We start from the raw sequence: 20,011 nt of genomic DNA, 5'->3' as shown, positions 1-20,011 counted from the left end.
TTTGTTGCCACCCGTCTAAAGGACCTAGCGGCAGCACCCTAGCTTATTTTTCTGTCTTCAGACATAAGGAAAACTATGGATTTAAAGTTTGTCTCTAGCTTGATTGCAGTGGTTGATCTCGGCTCTCTTGCCGCCGCCGCCCGTGCCGAAGGGATCACGGCTTCGGCAGTGACACAGCGGGTGGCTGCGCTGGAAGCAGAACTGCAGGTCAGTTTGCTGCTGCGGGCAGGGCGTGTGATGCAACCAACGCCACAATGCCGCACGGTCCTTCCCCTGTTGCGCCAAATACTGGCTCTGCGAACGGATGTACGGGTTAAACTGCGGCAACGAAACATGACCGGCCCATTGCGACTGGGCGCGATTTCAACTGCACTTGCGGACTATGCTCCTGACCTTGTCCGGGTGATACGGTTGCAGGCGTCAGAGGTTGAGTTGAAGCTGGTACCGGGAACCTCACGTGAGCTATATGCTGCATTTGAGGCGGACCAGCTCGACGCTGCACTCCTTGTGCGACCTCCGTTTGATTGGCCGAAAACTCTGGTTTTTACTCCAATCGAACATCAAAAAATCCTACTGATACAGCCAGCTGGCGTGCAGGATGTTTCCGACTTGCCGTTTATTGTCTATAGCCGGGATGCTTGGGGTGGTGCGGCGTGTTGGACCGCTCTGACCAATTTGGAGCCGATGCCTAAAATCCTGGCTGAGATGGATGCGGTCGAAACAATTGCACAAATGGTTCAGGATGGTTTGGGTCAAGCGGTCCTGCCGGATTGGTCAGGCGGGGCTCACCGGATGCCAAATGTGATAACCGCGGCCCTAGATGCGCCAGCGCGCGACGTCGGCTTGTTGACCCGTACGAGAGACAAGGACCGACCAGTGTTGCAGCTGCTCATGACAACCCTGCAAAAGACTTGATCCGTCTATTCTTCATTTAGCCAAAAATATCCCGGGGGTGAATTGGCCTTCAGGCCAAGAGGGGGCTGGCCCCCTATGCCCCTTATTCTATCGTGGTCGGTGTACGTGGGCGCTTTGAACCAGGCCAAATGCACCAAGCAGCACCAACATAACCGAACCGCCGTAGGACACCATTGGCAGCGGCACCCCAACCACTGGCGCCAACCCCATCACCATTGACATGTTGACCGCGAAGAACAGGAAAAAGGTTAGCGATATGCCCATGATGACCAGTGAAGAGAACCGATCACGGGTCGCCAATGCCGCGGCAATACAGAACACCACAATCAGCATGTAGATCGCTAAAAGTGACACGCCGCCAATAAATCCAAATTCTTCGGCCAGGGTGGTGAAAATGAAATCGGTGTGTTTTTCAGGCAGGAAGTTCAACCGCGATTGGGTGCCCTGCATGAACCCGCGCCCAGACCAACCACCTGATCCCAATGCGATTTTGGATTGAGTGATATGATAGCCCGCCCCCAATGGGTCGGTCGAGGGATCCAGAAAGGTGTCGATACGCCTGTACTGATAGTCCTTCAGCAACTGCCATGAGGTCCCGCGTCCTTGAAACACCGCAGTAACCAATCCAACGCCTGCGCCAATGACCGCTGCAAAATAGGCCCAGTGTACACCGGCAAGGAACATCACACCGCCCCCTGCGGCCAGCAATAAGATCGATGTGCCCAGATCAGGCTGTTTCAAGACCATAAACGTTGGCACAAGAATCATGATTATCGGGGCCAGTACCCATATGGGCCGCGAGGTCCGTTCACGCGGTAGCCAGTCGTAATAGGCCGCCAGCAGCATAACAAGGGTGATTTTTGTGAGTTCGGAAGGCTGCAGTCGCATAAAGCCAAGGTCAATCCAGCGCTGCGCGCCCATGCCTACGCTGCCAAAAAATTCCACCGCCAGCAGTAAGGCGATTGAGCTAAGATACGCGACAACCGCCATATTTCGCCAAAACCAGATCGGAACCATGGCAATGGCGACCATAGCGACCAAGCCCATGAAAAAGCGCTTTACCTGTGGTTCGACCCAGGGGCTGAATGAACCGCCAGCCACTGAATAGAGCATCAGAAAACCGATGCTGGCGACCGAAATCAGCAGAACGATCAGCGGCCAATTTAGGAACAGTATTTTGCGTAGCCCAGATGGGGTCGTTTTTGCATTATACTCAAGATAACTCATGCCCGGTCGCTCCCATCAAGCTGCCGAACGGGACGTTCACGTTCCAATCGCTCCTGTTGCGATCTGATGCGGCTGCGGTCCTTCTTGGGATAGGCCTCCAGCGGCGGCGTGCCGCCATATAAGGCTTGCAGCATCACATCACGGGCTATTGGAGCCGCCGCTTTGGAGCCACCGCCGCCGTGCTCTACCACAACAGCGACCGCATACTTTGGCTTCTCAAAGGGCGCAAAACATACAAAGAGCGCATGATCTCGCCGTTCCCACGGAAGATCACTGTTGCGGATTACGCCTGCAGCACGTTCGGCTGCGGTGATGTTGCGCACCTGGCTGGTCCCCGATTTACCGGCCATGCGCATCGTTTCTTCGATAATGCGCGACCCATATCCGGTGCCGCGCCGCTCATTGGAAACCGAGAACATGCCACGACGCAGAGTGCGCAGGTTGTTTTCATTCACGCCAAGTGGAACTCCTGCACCATCTGGTTGTTCGATACTGTCGATCGATTTAACCAACCTTGGGGCGACGCTACGCCCAGTAGCCAAACGGGCTGTCATCACCGCCAACTGTAGCGGTGACGCCAGCATAAAGCCCTGACCAATTGAAGCGTTGGCTGTGTCACCAATCAGCCAGTCTTCACCGCGATTACGTGCTTTCCACTCTTTTGTGGGGGTCAGACCAGACGCCACTGCGGACATGGGCAGATTGTGTCGAACACCCAGGCCAAGGCGCTGGGCCATGGCAGAGATTTTGTCGATGCCAACTTTGAGGGCCAGGTCATAATAATATACATCACAGGATTGCTTCAGCGATGTGTTCAGATCCACATTCCCGTGCCCGCCGCGTTTCCAGCAGTGGAATTTGCGGCCAGCCACTTCCAGGTAACCTGGGCACCAAACGGTTTCCTCTGTCCCTATGATACCTTCTTCTAGGGCAGCCAGTGCAACGACCATCTTAAAGGTTGACCCAGGTGGATAGGTTCCCTGCACCGTTTTGTTGGCGAGTGGGCGATAGGTGTTTTCTGTCAGCTCGCGATAATCTGCGACAGAAATTCCGCGGACAAACAAATTGGGATCAAAACTGGGAGCCGAGGAAATGGCGCGCAGATCGCCGCTTTCACAATCAATGATCACTGCGCTGGCGCTTTCGTTGCCCAGTCGTGCCTGCACGTAGCCTTGCAGGTCTGCATCAACAGTCAGCTGCATATCCGCACCGGCAGCCCCATCGCGACGATCGAGTTCACGCATTACCCGGCCAGTGGCATTCACCTCAACCCGTTTTGCTCCGGCCTTGCCGCGTAGCTCGGCCTCCTGTTTCGCCTCAAATCCAACTTTGCCGATTTGAAACCTTGGAATACGCAAAATTGGTTCCGGGTCGTCGATCTGGCTCAGGTCATAATCGGAAACCGGGCCGACATAGCCTACCACATGGGCAAAGTCGCTTTGGCGTGGATAAATCCGTGCAAGCCCGACTTCGGGGGTAATGCCCGGTAGGGCAGGTGCGTTCACTGCGACCTTTGAGATATCTTGCCAGTCAATTTGATCTGCCAGGGTCACCGGCAAAAATGGCGGCGAGCGACGCATCTCTGCAATGGCGCGCTCCAGGTCCTCAGGGGCGATATCGATCAACCGTGACAGATCCGCGATCACCTTGTCCACATCTCCTGCATCTTCAGGTACGATAGTGATCCGGTACGAGGGAGAGTTCTGGGCCAGTGCAATGCCATTGCGGTCGAAGATCTGACCACGGGCAGGGGGCAGCAGGCGGATGTTTATCCGATTTTCCTCGGCCAGCAACAGGAATTGGTCTGCCTGGTCCACCTGCAGATAACGCATCCGCATCGCCAATCCACCAGCAAAAGCAAGCTGGAGTCCTCCTAAGAGCAGGGCGCGACGGCTCAATGTGCGATGGGTCGAGTCCAGCTCTTTTGGGTTGCGTCTCATAGCCTGGCTCCAAGCGTCTCGGCCTCTGATGGGGTCGGCCTGCGGACCCCAAACACGGACTGGCTGACCAGCACCACCAACGGGTAGGCGGCAATGGTCAGCAGCATTTGAATTAGGATTAATCCAAGCGGAGCTTGCTCGACCCCAAGCAGCGCAAGGATCAGTTGGTTCACAATAGTGATGCAAGTTAGAACCACAATCACCGAGAACCATTCAGCCGCAAACCCTGTGTCGCGGTGGGTTAGCGCCCGCGGCTTCAGATATTCACAGCCCAGTAAGATCAACAGCGCTAACAAGCCTGGGGGCCGTTGAAACATCAGATCAGCCAACAATAAGGTGAGCGCCAGTATCACTGTTGGTACGTAGTCCGGCCGACGCAATGACCAGGCCAGCGCCAATGCCACCAATACATCAGGCGGAGCCCAACGGCGTGGTACAGTATCCAGAGGCAGCAGATGGAAAAAGATGATGAGCAAGGCCAGCGCCGGGAACGTGATCCGCATGGCCCAAATATGCGCTGGAGAGGTGCTAGCCATTGTCCGCTCCCAGGCTTTCAGGGCGCGGGCGTGGATGTGGCGCACCAGGAAGCGGCACCACCAGGTCGCCGGGGTTTTGAATGAATTCAGTGCCATGGTGGCGCAGAACGCGTAGAAACTCCAGCCGTTCATAATCGGCAGACAGTCGCACGCGCAAACGACCAGAGGGGTCACTGGCCACTTGGCCAATCAACAGGCCGGCGGGAAATACATCGCCGTCCCCGGATGTAACGACCCGATCACCCGGGCGCAGTTTTCCAGGGTTTTCCAAAAAATCGATCACCGGTGCCGCACTATTATCCCCTGCAATCAGGGCGCTTTGCCCTGAGGGCTGGATCAGAGCGGGCACCGAGCTGGCAGCATCGGTCAACAGGATTACGCGGGCCGTGTTACGGCCGGTTCCTGAAATCCGCCCCACAAGGCCAATCCCATCCATCGTGGCCCAGCCATCTCGCACCCCGTCACGGGCACCCACATTCAGCAAGACTGATTGACGGAACGGGGAACCGCTGTCAGCCATCACCACGCCGGTGATGTAAGTTAAACGGGGGTCCAGCCGCACATGGTTGAGATCCAGCAACCGGGCATTCTCCTGTTCTAGCTGCAATGCGGCCTCTTTCCAGGCCTGCATCTGGCGCAGCTCTGACCGCAGTTCGCGGTTTTGCTCAGATAGTCGTTGGTAGGATTGAAAGTCGCGGAACAGATTGATTGCTCCGGTGACTGGCACCATCGCCCATTCCATGTTGGGCACAACTCTGTCGATGACTTGGGCGCGAAACCTTTCGACCCTTGGACTGTCGATACGCCAGACAATAAAAATAACCGCCAAGCACAGACAGACCACCCCGATCAGCAATCGCTTCAGCGGGGTCGTATAGTCTTCGCGCTGGGATCGATCTCTGGCCAAGGGTTTCCTTCCGGGGATCTAAACGGCGCCCCATCTACAGCGAAGGGTAGGAGTCTTAGCTGTCGTAATCAATTGCGTGGCGCAGCTGCTTTTCAAACTCCAGTGCCTTGCCGGTGCCCAAAGCCACACAGTTCAGGCTTTCATCGGCAATCGACACCGCCAGCCCGGTCTGTTCACGCAGGGCCAGATCCAGATCTCCCAACAGCGCACCGCCACCAGTCAGCATCACACCGCGATCCACGATATCAGCGGCCAGATCCGGTGGTGTTGCTTCCAGCGCAGTCATCACCGCTTCGCAAATCTGCTGCACGGGTTCGGCCAGTGCTTCGGCAATCTGCGCCTGACTGATTTCGATTTCTTTGGGCACGCCATTCAACAGGTCACGGCCGCGGATCTGCATGGACTGGCCACGGCCATCATCCGGCATCCGGGCGGTCCCGATAGAGGTTTTGATCCGTTCCGCAGTAGCTTCACCCACTAATAGGTTCTGCTGACGACGCAGATACGAGATGATCGCCTCGTCCATGCGGTCGCCACCAATGCGAACCGAACGCGCATAAACGATGTCGCCTAGCGACAGAACCGCAACCTCGGTTGTACCACCACCGATATCAACAACCATGTTGCCGGTTGGATCGGTGATCGGCATGCCAGCCCCAATGGCCGCAGCAATAGGTTCGGCAATCAGGCCAGCGCGACGGGCACCCGCTGACAGAACCGACTGGCGAATAGCGCGTTTTTCAACCGGGGTCGCGCCGTGTGGGACGCAGACGATAATTTTAGGTTTTGAAAAGGTTGATCGCTTGTGCACTTTGCGAATGAAGTGCTTGATCATCTCTTCGGCGGTGTCAAAGTCCGCGATCACACCTTCACGCATAGGGCGGATTGCTTCAATCGAACCCGGGGTTCGGCCCAGCATCAGTTTGGCGTCTTCGCCAACCGCCAGAACTTTTTTGACACCATCCTTGACGTGATAGGCCACCACCGAAGGCTCGGACAGGATCACACCGCGGCCTTTGACGTAGACCAGCGTATTTGCTGTGCCAAGGTCAATAGCCATGTCCGAAGTGAAAAGGCCGGACAAAAATCCAAAGATCGACATATATTAAGGATCCTGTAAGTACTGCAAAAATGGCCCGCGACTCCGCACAAGTTCCGGGCTTTTGATCTTATAGGCAGCACAGCTGCATCGTGAAAGGGCGTATTGGGTACAACTAGCGCCTTTTCGCCTGCTTTCAGGCCTACTTGGTCACATCTAGGGCGGTTTGTGACAAGTATCCGATCACAGCTCGGCGTGCACGGTCAAACAATGCATCACTGCCAGCTTCACCTGCCATTGCTGCGGCATTGATAAGCCCTTTGGTAATCGCCACGACATCTCTGGCATTTTGCAGGCCAGCGTCCGGTTGTAACCGCTGTATGGTCTCCAGCACCAGCTGTGCCATATCCTCGGCTAAGGCTGCTGACTCGGTCGCCAATTCCAGTCGCTGTTCTACATATTCCAGCTCGAAAGCCAGGGCGGGACGTATGAATTGATGCATCATGCCAGCCCGCAGCAACGCATCCAGCGCAGCTGATGGCTCGGCTGCAGATGTTTCCTGTACCGCTTGTTGCATCTGCATCAACAGCGTCCTGCGCTTATCCCGGATCAAGGTCGCCAGAATGGCCTCCTTGTTTGGAAAATATTGATACAGCGATCCAACGCTCACGCCCGCTCGATCTGCAATGGCATTGGTGGTCAGCCCGCCGCGCCCCTGTGATTCCAAAAGGCGAGCAGCGGCCTCGACAATGGCCGCTTGGGTCGCCTTGGAGCGCTCCTGCCGGGCTTGTTTTCTGGGCTTATGCATGGGTGACCGTCCTGCGGATAAACGCGAGTTGAGAAATGTGAGCAATAGTTCACATTCATGAACCAGAAGCAATAGACACAGGACGTATTGATGACGCTCACCATCTTTCTCTTTCTCCGGGCGAACCCATCATGGTTGCAACTCACACGGAAACAACGGGCGAAGATCTCCGAGGAAAGCCTGGGTGCAACGTGCTCGGGGCCGGGCATGAAGCTACGGTATTTCGATGCCGAGGCGTTCCATGCGCGGATCAGTGATATCGCAATGATCGAAGCTGAAGATCCGAAGGCTTACTACTTTGCAATCGAAGCTCTGCGTGATTCAGCGCTCCTCGCGGAAGGCTACTTTGAACTGCTTGAGATCATTCCCAGCTATGAAGACGGGTTTCGTGCCTATGAGGCCGCTCATGTGGCTTGAGGGAAAACACATCCTGCTAACTGGGGCTACGCGGGGTATCGGACGGGAACTGGCCAAACAATTGGTCGCCGCAGGCGCAACAGTTCTGGCAGTGGCACGCGATGACGAGGCACTAACCGCTTTGAAGTGGGAGCTAGGACCACAGTTACAGACCTATACCTGTGACCTGCAGAATGCGGCTGAACGAGAGCAGTTGATAAGTGAAATGATGGGAGCCCAGCCTCCCTTGGACGGGCTAATCAACAATGCAGGGATGCAGGTTGAGGCTGATTATCTGATGGGGACTCATGTGGATCTGGCCAAGGACATCAGCATGGAGGTGAACGTAAATCTAGTCGCGCCTCTGCATTTGTGCGCTGCGCTGGTGCCCTGTCTGGCAAAACGACCTGAGGGGGTCATCATCAATGTAACGTCGGCCCTTGCGCTGTCCCCAAAACAAGATGCGCCAGTCTATTGCTCCACCAAGGCGGGCTTGCGAAATTTTACAACAGGACTGCGCTACCAAACTGGTCAGCTCGCTCCAAATCTGCAGATTTCTGAGTGCATCATGCCCCTTGTCGAGACGGCTATGACCAAAGGGAGGGGCCGCGGTAAAATCAGCCCCGACAGAGCGGCACGAGACCTGTTGCAAGGGATCAAACATGGGGCGGATGAGATCTGGATCGGCAAAACCCGCCTGTTGCGCATTATTCATCGTTTACTGCCGGAATTGTCTGCCCGCATCCTGCGTGGGTGATGTTTTAGCTGCGGGCCTTTTTCCCACGCCGATAACTGCGCGGAGATTGGCCTGTGGTAGCTTCAAACGCACGGCTAAAGGCGGTGCGGCTTTTGAAGCCCACTTCGGCACTGATGCGCTTGACGGGCATATCACTCTGCGCCAGTAGGTCAGCGGCCTTTTGCATCCGCAGTTCGCGCAACAGTTCCATCGGACCACTGCCATAAGCATCGGAAAACCGTTGCGCCAGGGTGCTGCGGCTCATTCCGGCCTGCTCAGCCAGTGTTTCCAGCGAGTGATCGCCCCCGGGAGACTGCATCATGTGGGTCAGGACGGGCCATAGCCTCGGGTCACGCAGCGCCTGCATCCAGGCCAGATCGCTATCATCACGTTGCAGCTTATGTCGCATTAAGGCGATCATCGCCTGCTGGATCAATGCCCGCAGCATCGCCTTGCTGCCGAGTGCAGGGCAGGCGATTTCCTGTAAGATCTGTGTCACTGGCACCGCCAGCCCCGGATTGTCGGCCACGGTATCAATGATTGGGTCGCGGACCAGATCAATGATGTTGTTCAGGTTTTTGAGGGACAAGTTGATATGCGCACAGATTGCGACCAATCCGCCATGAAGGTCTCGGCCATCCTGCTTGTGCACCAGATGGACAAGGTTCAACCCAGCAGGACGGCATTGCGGCAAGGGGTCAATGTCTTCCCCATAGCTGTGCAACACATGCGAACGTAAGGCCGGAACCAGCACCAATGTCCCCCGCGAAACGGGTAGATTGAGTTGGCCGGGAATACGGATTTCCCCCCGACCCGACAGGATGTAATGCAGCGTTGCGGTGCTGTCCTGCCCAAGCCCCAGATCGCCTTTGCCGTTGAGTTCGCACAGGGCAAAAGGCGTTGCCTCGATCTGCATCTGATCCAGAATAAAGTCGTGTTCCATGTAATGACCCAATAGAGTTGTTGGATGAAAGGATACGATTTTCTTCGATCTGATACTCATTCCGGACCAATTGATACATTGACCATTCTATCTCTTGCTCATCAAACGATGAGGAGACACCCCATGTGCAACGATCATGACCATACACACCTAACCCGCCGTCAGGCCCTTAGTGGGGCCTTGGCCACGGGCGCGGCCGCTGCAACCGTCACCGCCGGATCCGCCGCGCAGGCGCAAGAAAGCCCCTATGCCGACCCGGCAACTCCAGCGCTGCCGCCCAGCACTATGAAACTGGACCTCAGCCGTACTGCGCTGGTGGTCACCGACCCACAGGTGGATTTCCTGCATCCCGAGGGCGTAACCTGGGGCGTGGTTGGTGAATCCGTGCAGGAACAGGGCACTGTTGAGAACATCGAACGCCTGTTCCAGGCGGCCAAGGCTGCCGACATCACCGTGGCGGTGTCACCGCATTACTACTACCCCACTGACCATGGCTGGAAGTTTGAGGGGGCGCTGGAAAAGCTGATGCACAAAATCGGTATGTTTGACCGCAAAGGCCCGTTGACAACCGAAGGGTTCGAAGGCTCTGGCGCTGACTGGATGCCACAGTATAAAAAGTACATTGAAGACGGCAAAACCATCGTTACCTCGCCGCATAAGGTATACGGCAATGACAGCAACGACCTGAGCCTGCAACTGCGCAAGCGCGGCATTGATCAGGTGATCTTGGCTGGCATGTCCGCCAACCTCTGCACCGAAAGCCACATGCGCGAGCTGATCGAGCAGGGGTTTGAAGTGGCGGTGGTACGCGACGCAACTGCAGCGGCAAAACTGCCCGAAGGTGATGGTTATCTCGCGGCCCTAACCAATTTCCGCTATATCGCCAACGCGTTGTGGACCACCAGCGATGTCGAGGCGAAATTGACCGCTGGCTAAGCCCGCAATTGGAAATACTACGGTGACCGGTTCCGGTCATCGTAGTAACCGGAAGGCTCCCGTGCCTTTGTTCTCTCATCATAGATGAGAGGCAAAGCCTTGGGCCTGGCCCCGCTGCGCGGCGCAGGGGGCTATGTCGCCTGAAAGGTCTCTGGTTGATTTGCTGTCTCTTTTCGGGAAGATTGGGCTATGGTTTTAAGGCGCTGTATTCCAAAAGATAAATTTGACTTAGCGGCGATAGAGAATGCTGCTGATGTTGGGTATCCCGCAATTATCCCACTTCTTCCCGATTTGCTCGAATGGGTCCAAGATGCCAACTGGCCAGTTGCAGAACCGACAGCTCTATTGCTGGCTAAAGCAGGACCCGAAATTGTCCCTTACATCAGAGAGATTTTAACCTCAGACGATGGTATGTGGAAATGTTGGGCGATTGACCTTGTGGTGAAAAGTTGCTCGTTCAGAACTCGATCAGAACTGCAAGCTGACCTTGTCCAGTTGGTATCGGCCCCAAGTCAAAATGATTTTGGACAGTAACGTTCCCGAGGTAGCGCAAGCGGTTTTGTTGTCTCTCAGCGACGCCGATTGAAACGCCTCCCCAACAAAACCTCCACCGCACAGCGGTGCCCAGCCCAAGTCCCTAATCTGGTTCGGCATAGCCGGGCCAGCTTAGGGCGCGGGAGTACACCTTCTGCCTTGGATCACAATCGTCGACAATGGGTCCTTTGGCTAAGCCGCTTTAGATCCTAGGCCGCGTCCTCTTCTTCCCAGGCGCGGATCCAGTGCCAGCCGCCCAATGCCTCTATCAGTGGGGCCAGTTCGGTCTCAAAGCGCTTCCACTTGCCAATACCCTTTTGATTGATGCCCTCTCGGACCTGCAGCACCGAAGCTGTCTTTAACGCATCCTCGCTGTGTTGGGGGGACAGGCACGACTGATCCCAGTCCAGCCCAAGGTGGTCGGTTATCTCTTTCATTTGCGGTTCCGGAGATTGAACCAGGGCGCGATAGGATTGTATGCGCAGCCGACTGCCAAGCTTCAGCTGGTAATCTTCCAACGACGCATAAGACGCATGGATCATATGGCCGATCCATTCCAGCTGTTTGGTGTAGGCGTGACCCGTTGCAAAGCCATTGGTGAACAGCGAAAGCCCAACATCCAATGGGTGACGCGCCATAAAAATGAACTTTGCGTCCGGTAGCATCATGCGGGCAAAACCCATTTCAAAGGCATTCTGCGGAAGTTTTTCAACGACCACCGATAGATGTTCGACGCTTTCAGGCAGGTTCTTCTTTCGAAAAGTCTGCCGCGCAGCAGCCAGCAGGCTAGGGCTGGCGTGTTGGCACCACTGCCAATGCCCAGTGCTGGGGAAATCCTGCTGCACAATCTGTTTGAGTGCCAGTTTGGTGTCAATCAAGCTGGGGCTTTCACCATTGGATGACACACGAGCATGTCTGCTCAGCATTGCCGTCAATAGGGTCGTGCCAGAGCGCGGCAGGCCAACAACAAATGCAAATCTTGGCTCAGCGCATTCACTTGCCGCTTCGGGCGTTGTTTTAGGATCAAACGCCTGACACTGGTCAGCAACCTTGGCGTCAATTTCGTTTGGCGCATACTCCCCGGGCGTGGCATCTTTGGCTTGTTGGAAGTAGCAGAAGGCCTCTTTGGTGTTTCCCGCTGAGGACTCAATCTGGCCAAGGGCGTTGATAACACCTGTGGTTTCTTCAATGCTCAACGACGTATCAGCAGCCAACAGGCGCAGTTTTTGCGCACGCGGGCTGTCTGGGGCAAATGTCTTGATCAGGTTAAGCGCCGCAAGGGCCAAAGCAGAGTCCGGCGTCAGGGCTAACATGCGTTCAAATGCAGTTTCCGCCGCCGACTTGTCACCGAGCGCCAAGTTGCGAGCACCTAACTTGCCCCAAATAGCAACGTTATCTGGCCAGATATCTGCGATGGTGTTGAGTACCACCATCGATTGGCCTGTTGTCCCCATTAGCCAGTAACAGTCAGAGACAGCCTCAAGGAGCGAGGGGTTCATCGGGTCCGCTTTGACCAATGGTTGCAGCTGAACAAATGCCTGGCGGTGCTGGCCGACCTGCATCAGGGCGGTAGCGTGATCCAATTGCGACTGGTTGGTCGGGTCGTCCGCGATTCTAAAACTTGCCTGGGGCAAAACGGGCCCTCCGGAGGATGTGAGCATCTTGTTCGACAAGAATGATAACATCGTCAAATTGAGAGATCGTTAAAAATAATTTTAGAAAGTTGTGCCCCGTGCTGGGACATGGTTATGCCATTGACCTCCCCACCGACAGCCGAGGTGAGGAGGCCAGATTCACAAATTTAGGTGAGATCTTTGTAAGAGATCTCGCGCGCATCAACACCTTCACCAACTTTACCGCGACGCACGATCAACCGGTTCAGCGCGTTTACATAGGCCTTGGCCGAGGCCACAACAGTGTCTGTATTGGCGCTTTCACCGGTGGCAATCATGCCGTCTTCTTCCAACCGGACTGAAACCGTTGCCTGCGCATCCGTACCTTCGGTCACAGCCTGCACTTGGTACAGTTGCAGGGTGGCTGTGTTGGGATAGATCTCACGGATCGCTTTGAACGTCGCATCCACTGGGCCGTCACCGGTTTCAGTGGCGCTCACGTCTTTGCCGTCGATTTCCATCTCGATTGTGGATTCAGCCGGACCACCAGTCCCACAAACCACTTTCATTGAGACAATTTGCAGATGATCGTTTTCAGCATCCTCGCCAGACCGCATCAGCGCGATGATATCGTCGTCAAACACCTCTTTTTTGCGATCAGCCAGCTCTTTGAAACGGACAAAGACGTCCTTGAGTTGGTTATCACCCACCTCAAAGCCAAACTGCTCCAGCTTGTCGCGCAGCGCTGCGCGGCCCGAGTGTTTGCCCAATGGCAGCGACGTGCCCGACAGGCCCACATCGGCAGGGCGCATGATCTCAAATGTTTCAGCGTTCTTCAGCATGCCATCCTGGTGGATACCGGACTCGTGTGCAAAGGCGTTCTTGCCGACGATGGCCTTGTTGAACTGCACCGCAAAGCCGGACACCGCAGCAACACGCCGCGAGATATGCATGATTTTCTTGGTGTCGATGCCGGTGTTCCAAGGCATGATGTCATTGCGCACTTTCAGCGCCATCACCACCTCTTCCAGCGCAGTGTTACCCGCCCGTTCGCCCAAGCCGTTGATGGTGCATTCGATCTGACGCGCACCACCAGCCACCGCCGCCAGCGAGTTCGCTGTCGCCATGCCAAGGTCGTTGTGGCAATGGGTGGCAAAGATCACATCATCAGCGCCCGGTACAGTTTCGATCAGACGCTTGATCAGATCGGCGCTTTCCATCGGGGCGGTGTAGCCCACGGTGTCAGGGATGTTGATGGTGCTGGCGCCAGCCTTGATCGCAATCTCGATCACCCGGCACAGGTAGTCCCACTCGGTCCGGGTGGCATCCATCGGCGACCACTGAACATTGTCACACAGGTTGCGGGCATGGGTGACGGTCTGGTGGATCACATCCGCCATTTCATCCATCGACAGGTTTGGGATCGCGCGGTGCAGCGGCGAGGTGCCGATAAAGGTGTGGATCCGGTTCTTCTCGGCGTGTTTGATCGCGTCCCAGCAGCGGTCGATATCGCCGGTTTTAGCACGCGCCAGGCCACAGATACGGCTGTTTCTGGAGTTCTTGGCGATTTCTGAGACGGCGTTGAAGTCGCCTTCCGAGGCAATTGGAAAACCTGCCTCGATAATATCGACGCCCATATCGTCGAGCAGCCCAGCAATTTCCAGCTTCTCATTGTGGGTCATGGTCGCGCCGGGGCTTTGCTCGCCATCACGCAGGGTGGTGTCAAAGATCACTACGCGGTCTTTATCGGATGTATTTGTCATGTTGGGTATCTTTCGTGTCTGTCCTAAGCCATGTGGCGCGCTGGCGATCCCCTCTGAGCGGACGCGCCGGATGGCACGCTCAGAGGCGAGTTAGGATCAGTAGGCCACGCAACGACGCGCTGCAAATGGCAGCGTCGGTGGATAGGATATGTGCGCGGTTGATCATGGCAGCGATTTATACATCCCCTTTGGTAAATGAAAAGCCTCAATCGGTAGTTTTATTTTAGATTTGGATCGCACGTCCCAATCGCTCAATCTGGTCCTTCAATTGTTCGGGTTCCGACTGGCAAAATCCGATCAATAGTCCTCGTGTCTGCCCGCTGGGATCATAGCGAGACAGTGAACTGATTGAAAATCCAGCGGCTTGTGCAGCTTTGACCATCTCTTGCTCATTGTGAGGAGATGCCAAATGAAAAGCGATTTGCATACCGGCCTGATGGGGGTGGAAATGACCAAGATGATCGGGCCAGTCTGCGATAGCCGCCGCCGCCACTGCGTAGCGCTGCGCATATAGGCGTCGGGCCCGGCGAATATGGCGATCATATTGTCCCGAGGCCATGAATTCGGCCAGCGGCCGTTGTGCTGTGATCGGGGCTCCGCCAACCGTCTGGTTCAGGGTGTCTCGAAAATGACTGATCAAGCTAGAGGGGAGGATCAGATATCCCAAGCGCAATGAATGCGAAAACGTTTTGGAAAACGTACCTGCATAAACGCAACAACCATGGTGATCCAGCGCCGCCATAGCTGGAACCGGCTGCCCGGCATAGCGGAACTCGCTGTCGAAATCGTCTTCTATGATCCAGCCATTCCGCTCGGCCGCTGCTTGTAAAAATGCTTGCCGTACGGGGATGGGTAGGCTGCCTCCCAGCGGAAATTGATGCGATGGGGTCAGCACTGTGACCTCTGCGGCCTGTTTCGGCAGTGCTGCACCCTGCGCACCAACAGACATCCAGTTAATAGTCCAGCCCCGCGCCGAAGCAAACTTTTGGGTGGGCACGTATCCGGGGGATTCAAGTGCAATGTGGTTGTCGCTGACAAGCAGCTCCATCGCCAGTCTCAGCGCTTCACTCGCACCGCTGGTGACGATGACCTGATCCGCCGTGGCAACAATGCCGCGCCAACGCCCAGCATAGGCTGCGATTTCGCGGCGTAAGACCGGGTCGCCAAACGGGTCGTCTTGATGGACCAGTGCCTGCGGAGTGCTCCGGGCGACGCGCGCCACACAACGTGCCCAGGGTTGGATTGGGAAAATGTCAGGATCAGGGGCACCGGGCAACAACAACTGCTTCTCTTGCGGGGGCCGTTTTGGACTTTGTGGTGGCAGTACTCGGGTAGGCGCAATTGGGGCCACGTCACAGACAAAAATCCCCGCACCTTGGCGGGCTTCCAGGTATCCTTCTGCGATCAGCTGATCATAAGCGGTGACGACAGTTGATCGCGCCACCCCAAGGTCCTGTGCCAGCGCACGAGAGGCAGGCAGCCGTGAGCCCGCAACCAGATGACCTTCGGAAATTTGGTTTCTCAACCCGTCGCCAATCTGTACGTATCGTGGGCTTGGATTGGCTTGGGATAAAAGATGGGCAAGATCTGCCATATTGGACTGGTCTTTTTGTCGATAAGTGGAGCTTATTTTAAGTCCGCAGGGGCGATACCTGTCAAGCCGAAAGACACTTTGAATGAGACCAGGTACATGACCCAGAATCCACAAGATGCCGAATTGAAAACTGAACGCAGCCGTCTTCGACGCAGCCATGAACGCGGTAGCTATGATCGCGACACCCTCTATTCAGTGCTGGACGCGATGCCCCTGGCCCATATTGGATACCAGCTTGATGGCCGGCCGTCAGTTCTGCCAACCCTGCAGTGGCGCGAGGGGGATCATCTGTACTGGCATGGGTCCTCAGCCAGCCGGGCCATTCGGGCGATGGAGGGTGCAGACGTTTGCATAACCGTGACCCTAATGGATGGCTATGTATTGGCGCGCTCAGCTTTTCACCATTCAGTGAATTTCCGATCCGCAATGGTCTTTGGGCGGGCTGAGAAAATCGTTGACCCAGCTGCCAAAGAAGCACGGTTAAAGGCCATGACGGATGGCTTGTTTCCGGGCCGTTGGGAAACTCTGCGCCCGATCACAGAGCAAGAGATCAAGGCAACAGCGGTTTTACGCATCCCAATCGAGGAAGCCTCGGCTAAAATCCGCGACGGCGCCCCCAAAGATGACGACGAAGATTACGCGCTGCCGATTTGGGCAGGCGTTGTGCCGATGTCATTGCAGTTGCAACACCCCGAAGCGGATCCCGCGAATCTTTCGGGGGTTAACATGCCCGATCATCTGAGCCGAATTCGGATCGGCTGACGATCAGGGGCGGCATGTTGAGAGGCTGTAGGGTGCGTGCTTGCGCGCACCTTTTGGTCTGGGTCAGCCGCCGTCAGTTGCCGCTGCGCCATCATTGGTGGTTTCTTCAGCAGGGGGGGCGCCATTGTCCCAGCTCCCGCTGATCTCCTGACCACTGGAATAACGCATGGTTCCGGCGCCTTGGCGTTTGCTGTTCAGGAAATGCCCCTCGTAGACATCTCCATTGGCATAGGTCGCAACGCCCTGACCACTGATTTTGCCTTGATCCCAATCTCCCTCGTAGACGAACCCATCCGGCATTTCTATTTTTCCGGTACCGTGACGCTGGCCTTCGGAAAATGCGCCCGTGTAGATAGAGCCATCTGCATAGGTGACCTTTGCCTCTCCATGACGCAGTCTATTCTTCCAGCCGCCATCATAGCGATACCCGTCTGTATAGGTCATGATGCCCTGTCCATGGTTGCGGGCATTTTTGAAGTCGCCGGTATAGATCACCCCGTTGGGATAGGTGGCTGTTCCAGCACCTTCGATGACGCCTGCAATCCAGCTGCCTTCGTAGGTAGATCCGTCCTTATATGTGATTTTGCCCTGACCATCCGCCAGGTCAGCGCGAAACTGGCCCACATAGATGGATCCGTCGGGATAGGTGACATGACCATCACCCTCGATCTGCCCGCCCAGCCAAGCGCCGGTGTAAATGTATCCGTCCGTGCCGGTGAAGGTGCCCTGTCCCTCGCGCTGGTCATTATTGAAATCACCCTGATAGGTGTCTCCGTTGGCATAGGTTAGGCGCCCCTGACCCTGGCGTCGGCCGGTATCCAGCGGCCCGTCGTAGATATCACCATTGGGTTGGGTCAGCAGGCCGGTACCATGCATTTGGTCGTCCGCCCATTGGCCGTCATATACCAGCCCATCGGGAAGGGTCAGCTTGCCTTGCCCATGTAGTTTACCGTCCTGAACGTCACCTTCATATACCGCCCCGTTGGAATAGGTGATCGTGGCCTTGCCCTGTTTCTTTCCGTTGACCCAGTCCCCATTGTATTCATAGCCACCGGGGTTCTGCATGACGCCGCGGCCATTATGCTGGGCATCAACAAAACTGCCTTCGTAGCGCACACCATTGGCGTAGATGACAACGCCTTGGCCGCTGATGACCCCGTTGACCCAATCGCCTTCATAGGTGCCACCGTCAGAAAATGTGATTTTTCCCTGTCCTTCGGGTTTGCCGCTGGCAAAACTGCCCTCATAGACGGATCCGTTAGGGAAGCGGGCAACGCCCTGGCCAATGATCTCTCCATCCACCCAATCCCCGGAGTATTCGTACCCATTTGGCAGTCGATAGGTGCCAGTGCCATGCTGCAAACCGCCCCGAAACGTGCCCTCATAGACGCCGCCAATTTCGTCCTGAGTAGAGATAACCTGGCCATCCTGTGCCAGAACAGCAGAGCCGAGCGTCAGGGTTATGGAAAGTGCGAATGCGATGCCAAGTCGGACCATGGGAACCTCTGCTGATCAAAATAAAATGTCGCAGCTGCGCCGCGGTCTATTTAGAAACTAGGCGAGCGAGGGAATTCCCGCAATGTCTTTTGCCTCTGCTCTCTTTCCCTTGATGTTAAATCTGCTAAATGGCTGGGGTGGATTTTCAAAGGGACTAGAGCAGGATGGCTGATCGTTTCCGCGTGACTTTGGCGCAATTGAACCCGGTGGTGGGTGATCTGGCAGGAAATGCTGCATTGGCTCGGAGCGCTTGGGAGCAAGGGCGCGAGGCCGGGGTTGATCTGGTGGCGCTGCCGGAAATGTTCATTACCGGGTATAATACTCAGGATCTGGTGATGAAGCCCGTGTTCCATCAAGCGGCAATGGCCGAGGTGGAAGCTCTGGCTGTGGCCTGTGCTGATGGTCCGACTCTGGCGATCGGTGGCCCTTGGGTTGAAGGCGGCAAACTGTATAATGCCTATTTGATCTTGAGAGATGGCAAGATTGCCAGCCGTTGCCTGAAACATCACCTGCCCAACGAGACGGTGTTCGACGAGGTGCGAATTTTTGCACCGGGACCGCTGGGGGGACCCTATGCCATTGGTGATACCCGGATTGGTAGTCCGATCTGCGAAGATGGCTGGCATGAAGATGTCGCTGAAATGCTCGAAGAAACCGGTGCCGAATTCCTGCTGATCCCTAATGGATCTCCCTATTACCGCAATAAAATGGACGTCCGGCTGAACCACATGGTCGCCCGGTCGGTCGAAACCGGATTGCCGGTGATCTATTTGAATATGGTCGGCGGCCAGGATGATCAGATGTTTGATGGCGGCACCTTTGTGCTTAACCCGGGTGGCGCGCTGGCCCTGCAAATGCCGGTATTCGACGAATGTGTCACCCATTTGGATCTGGAACGCACCCCGGATGGCTGGCGCGCGGTCGAGGGCGAAAAGTCCCACCTGCCGGATGAATGGGAGCAAGACTATCGCGTGATGGTCGAATCCTTGCGCGACTACATGCGTAAAACCGGGTTCTCCAAAGTCCTGTTGGGCCTGTCTGGCGGCGTGGATTCTGCCATTGTTGCAGCCATTGCGGTGGATGCACTGGGCGCGGAAAATGTGCGTTGTGTGATGTTGCCGTCTGAATTCACCTCGCAAGAATCTCTGGATGATGCCGAGGCCGTAGCCAAGGCACTGGGCTGTCATTACGACTACGTACCAATATCCGAAGGTCGCAGCGCCATTACCAACACGCTGGCGCCGCTGTTTGCCGGGTTGGAGGAGGGTCTGGCTGAGGAAAACATCCAATCTCGCCTGCGTGGATTGCTGCTGATGGCGATGTCCAACAAATTTGGCGAGATGTTGCTGACCACCGGTAACAAATCTGAAGTCGCGGTAGGCTATGCCACCATCTATGGCGATATGGCGGGCGGCTATAATCCGATCAAGGACATGTATAAAACCCGCGTGTTTGAAACTTGCCGCTGGCGCAACGCCAACCACCGTCCATGGATGATGGGGCCAGAAGGTGAGGTGATCCGTCCCAACGTGATCGACAAGCCCCCAACAGCCGAGCTGCGCGAAGACCAAAAAGACAGCGACAGCCTGCCGGACTACCCCGAGCTGGATGCGATCCTTGATATTCTGGTAGACCAGGACGGCTCTATTGCTGATTGCGTGGCTGCTGGATTTGATCGCGACGTATCCAAACGGGTCGAGCACCTGATCTACATCAGCGAATACAAACGCTTTCAATCGGCACCCGGTGCCCGCCTAACCCCGCGCGCCTTCTGGCTGGATCGCCGCTATCCCATTGCCAACCGTTGGCGTGACCCGAGCTAAGATGCCGCACCCTCTCTTCGCTGATTTCAACAAGGCACTGGA

The 20,011-nt window shown here is 56.0% G+C and carries 18 protein-coding genes; 7 read left to right on the top strand and 11 right to left on the bottom strand.

The annotated features are described in order from the left end of the window. Positions 1 to 75 precede the first annotated feature (75 nt). Positions 76 to 915 (top strand): LysR family transcriptional regulator, encoded by an 840-nt coding sequence (locus tag FEE96_RS17155; protein ID WP_138164349.1) that lies wholly within the window; start codon positions 76 to 78, stop codon positions 913 to 915. Between the two features lie 87 nt (positions 916 to 1,002). On the opposite strand, the gene rodA is transcribed toward FEE96_RS17155, so the two are convergent. The 6 genes from rodA to FEE96_RS17125 form a co-directional block, all read right to left on the bottom strand. Next, positions 1,003 to 2,142, bottom strand: coding sequence for a rod shape-determining protein RodA (gene rodA, locus FEE96_RS17150; protein WP_138164348.1), 1,140 nt, complete (start codon positions 2,140 to 2,142; stop codon positions 1,003 to 1,005). Then, complete coding sequence (mrdA, locus tag FEE96_RS17145) at positions 2,139 to 4,082, bottom strand: penicillin-binding protein 2 (protein WP_138164347.1); 1,944 nt, start codon at positions 4,080 to 4,082, stop codon at positions 2,139 to 2,141. Before mrdA ends, rodA begins: the two co-directional genes overlap by 4 nt. After that, positions 4,079 to 4,618: a rod shape-determining protein MreD gene (locus FEE96_RS17140; protein WP_138164346.1), complete on the bottom strand. Its 540-nt coding sequence runs from the start codon at positions 4,616 to 4,618 to the stop codon at positions 4,079 to 4,081. The genes mrdA and FEE96_RS17140 overlap by 4 nt, the downstream gene beginning before the upstream one ends. After that, positions 4,611 to 5,525, bottom strand: a complete 915-nt coding sequence (gene mreC / locus FEE96_RS17135) for a rod shape-determining protein MreC (RefSeq protein ID WP_138164345.1) — start codon at positions 5,523 to 5,525, stop codon at positions 4,611 to 4,613. The genes FEE96_RS17140 and mreC overlap by 8 nt, the downstream gene beginning before the upstream one ends. Before the next feature lie 55 nt (positions 5,526 to 5,580). After that, positions 5,581 to 6,627: a rod shape-determining protein gene (locus FEE96_RS17130; protein ID WP_138164344.1), complete on the bottom strand. Its 1,047-nt coding sequence runs from the start codon at positions 6,625 to 6,627 to the stop codon at positions 5,581 to 5,583. Positions 6,628 to 6,766: 139 nt separating this feature from the next. Then, entirely contained in the window at positions 6,767 to 7,372 is a 606-nt protein-coding gene (locus FEE96_RS17125; RefSeq protein WP_138164343.1) for a TetR/AcrR family transcriptional regulator, read from the bottom strand. A 90-nt stretch (positions 7,373 to 7,462) separates the two neighbouring features. On the opposite strand from FEE96_RS17125, the gene FEE96_RS17120 reads away from it, so the two are divergent. Both FEE96_RS17120 and FEE96_RS17115 read left to right on the top strand, forming a co-directional pair. Beyond that, complete coding sequence (locus FEE96_RS17120) at positions 7,463 to 7,789, top strand: darcynin family protein (RefSeq protein WP_138164342.1); 327 nt, start codon at positions 7,463 to 7,465, stop codon at positions 7,787 to 7,789. Next, complete coding sequence (locus tag FEE96_RS17115; RefSeq protein WP_171021746.1) at positions 7,779 to 8,525, top strand: SDR family oxidoreductase; 747 nt, start codon at positions 7,779 to 7,781, stop codon at positions 8,523 to 8,525. The genes FEE96_RS17120 and FEE96_RS17115 overlap by 11 nt, the downstream gene beginning before the upstream one ends. A 4-nt stretch (positions 8,526 to 8,529) precedes the next feature. Here the strand turns inward: FEE96_RS17115 and FEE96_RS17110 are convergent, their stop codons facing one another. Continuing rightward, positions 8,530 to 9,447, bottom strand: coding sequence for a helix-turn-helix domain-containing protein (locus tag FEE96_RS17110; protein WP_138164340.1), 918 nt, complete (start codon positions 9,445 to 9,447; stop codon positions 8,530 to 8,532). Between the two features lie 123 nt (positions 9,448 to 9,570). Between FEE96_RS17110 and FEE96_RS17105 the strand changes: the two genes are divergently transcribed. Both FEE96_RS17105 and FEE96_RS17100 read left to right on the top strand, forming a co-directional pair. Beyond that, positions 9,571 to 10,383 carry a cysteine hydrolase family protein gene (locus FEE96_RS17105; protein ID WP_138164339.1) on the top strand — a complete coding sequence of 271 codons (813 nt, stop codon included), beginning with the start codon at positions 9,571 to 9,573 and terminating at the stop codon, positions 10,381 to 10,383. Between the two features lie 189 nt (positions 10,384 to 10,572). After that, positions 10,573 to 10,917 (top strand): DUF5071 domain-containing protein, encoded by a 345-nt coding sequence (locus tag FEE96_RS17100; protein WP_138164338.1) that lies wholly within the window; start codon positions 10,573 to 10,575, stop codon positions 10,915 to 10,917. A gap of 209 nt (positions 10,918 to 11,126) precedes the next feature. Here FEE96_RS17100 and FEE96_RS17095 read toward each other — a convergent pair whose 3' ends face one another. From FEE96_RS17095 to pdxR, 3 genes are all read right to left on the bottom strand, one after another. After that, the gene (locus FEE96_RS17095) at positions 11,127 to 12,551 is read right to left on the bottom strand and encodes a tetratricopeptide repeat-containing sulfotransferase family protein (protein WP_171021745.1); all 1,425 of its coding nucleotides are present in this window, start codon (positions 12,549 to 12,551) and stop codon (positions 11,127 to 11,129) included. Positions 12,552 to 12,718: 167 nt separating this feature from the next. Then, a complete protein-coding gene (locus FEE96_RS17090; RefSeq protein WP_138164336.1) occupies positions 12,719 to 14,293 on the bottom strand; it encodes a 2-isopropylmalate synthase in 1,575 nt (524 codons plus the stop codon). Between the two features lie 223 nt (positions 14,294 to 14,516). Continuing rightward, on the bottom strand, positions 14,517 to 15,887 hold the full coding sequence (gene pdxR / locus FEE96_RS17085; RefSeq protein WP_138164335.1) for a MocR-like pyridoxine biosynthesis transcription factor PdxR: 1,371 nt from the start codon (positions 15,885 to 15,887) through the stop codon (positions 14,517 to 14,519). Between the two features lie 96 nt (positions 15,888 to 15,983). Between pdxR and FEE96_RS17080 the strand changes: the two genes are divergently transcribed. Next, complete coding sequence (locus FEE96_RS17080; RefSeq protein WP_138164334.1) at positions 15,984 to 16,649, top strand: pyridoxamine 5'-phosphate oxidase family protein; 666 nt, start codon at positions 15,984 to 15,986, stop codon at positions 16,647 to 16,649. Positions 16,650 to 16,712: 63 nt separating this feature from the next. On the opposite strand, the gene FEE96_RS17075 is transcribed toward FEE96_RS17080, so the two are convergent. Further along, positions 16,713 to 18,146: an MORN repeat-containing protein gene (locus FEE96_RS17075; RefSeq protein WP_138164333.1), complete on the bottom strand. Its 1,434-nt coding sequence runs from the start codon at positions 18,144 to 18,146 to the stop codon at positions 16,713 to 16,715. Between the two features lie 164 nt (positions 18,147 to 18,310). On the opposite strand from FEE96_RS17075, the gene FEE96_RS17070 reads away from it, so the two are divergent. Beyond that, positions 18,311 to 19,969, top strand: a complete 1,659-nt coding sequence (locus FEE96_RS17070; protein WP_138164332.1) for an NAD+ synthase — start codon at positions 18,311 to 18,313, stop codon at positions 19,967 to 19,969. The last annotated feature ends 42 nt before the right edge of the window (positions 19,970 to 20,011 follow it).

The sequence above is a fragment of the Parasedimentitalea maritima genome, assembly GCF_005771405.1.
Classification (GTDB): domain Bacteria; phylum Pseudomonadota; class Alphaproteobacteria; order Rhodobacterales; family Rhodobacteraceae; genus Parasedimentitalea; species Parasedimentitalea maritima.
This window is presented reverse-complemented; position numbering and strand designations above follow the sequence as displayed.

Excerpts from the sequence above, each read along its gene's own strand:
- FEE96_RS17155 (WP_138164349.1), top strand. The coding sequence starts at position 76 with ATGGATTTAAAGTTTGTCTCTAGCTTGATTGCAGTGGTTGATCTCGGC.
- rodA (WP_138164348.1), bottom strand. The coding sequence starts at position 2,142 with ATGAGTTATCTTGAGTATAATGCAAAAACGACCCCATCTGGGCTACGC.
- mrdA (WP_138164347.1), bottom strand. The coding sequence starts at position 4,082 with ATGAGACGCAACCCAAAAGAGCTGGACTCGACCCATCGCACATTGAGC.
- FEE96_RS17140 (WP_138164346.1), bottom strand. The coding sequence starts at position 4,618 with ATGGCTAGCACCTCTCCAGCGCATATTTGGGCCATGCGGATCACGTTC.
- FEE96_RS17130 (WP_138164344.1), bottom strand. The coding sequence starts at position 6,627 with ATGTCGATCTTTGGATTTTTGTCCGGCCTTTTCACTTCGGACATGGCT.
- FEE96_RS17125 (WP_138164343.1), bottom strand. The coding sequence starts at position 7,372 with ATGCATAAGCCCAGAAAACAAGCCCGGCAGGAGCGCTCCAAGGCGACC.
- FEE96_RS17120 (WP_138164342.1), top strand. The coding sequence starts at position 7,463 with ATGACGCTCACCATCTTTCTCTTTCTCCGGGCGAACCCATCATGGTTG.
- FEE96_RS17115 (WP_171021746.1), top strand. The coding sequence starts at position 7,779 with ATGTGGCTTGAGGGAAAACACATCCTGCTAACTGGGGCTACGCGGGGT.
- FEE96_RS17110 (WP_138164340.1), bottom strand. The coding sequence starts at position 9,447 with ATGGAACACGACTTTATTCTGGATCAGATGCAGATCGAGGCAACGCCT.
- FEE96_RS17105 (WP_138164339.1), top strand. The coding sequence starts at position 9,571 with ATGTGCAACGATCATGACCATACACACCTAACCCGCCGTCAGGCCCTT.
- FEE96_RS17100 (WP_138164338.1), top strand. The coding sequence starts at position 10,573 with ATGGTTTTAAGGCGCTGTATTCCAAAAGATAAATTTGACTTAGCGGCG.
- FEE96_RS17090 (WP_138164336.1), bottom strand. The coding sequence starts at position 14,293 with ATGACAAATACATCCGATAAAGACCGCGTAGTGATCTTTGACACCACC.
- pdxR (WP_138164335.1), bottom strand. The coding sequence starts at position 15,887 with ATGGCAGATCTTGCCCATCTTTTATCCCAAGCCAATCCAAGCCCACGA.
- FEE96_RS17080 (WP_138164334.1), top strand. The coding sequence starts at position 15,984 with ATGACCCAGAATCCACAAGATGCCGAATTGAAAACTGAACGCAGCCGT.
- FEE96_RS17075 (WP_138164333.1), bottom strand. The coding sequence starts at position 18,146 with ATGGTCCGACTTGGCATCGCATTCGCACTTTCCATAACCCTGACGCTC.
- FEE96_RS17070 (WP_138164332.1), top strand. The coding sequence starts at position 18,311 with ATGGCTGATCGTTTCCGCGTGACTTTGGCGCAATTGAACCCGGTGGTG.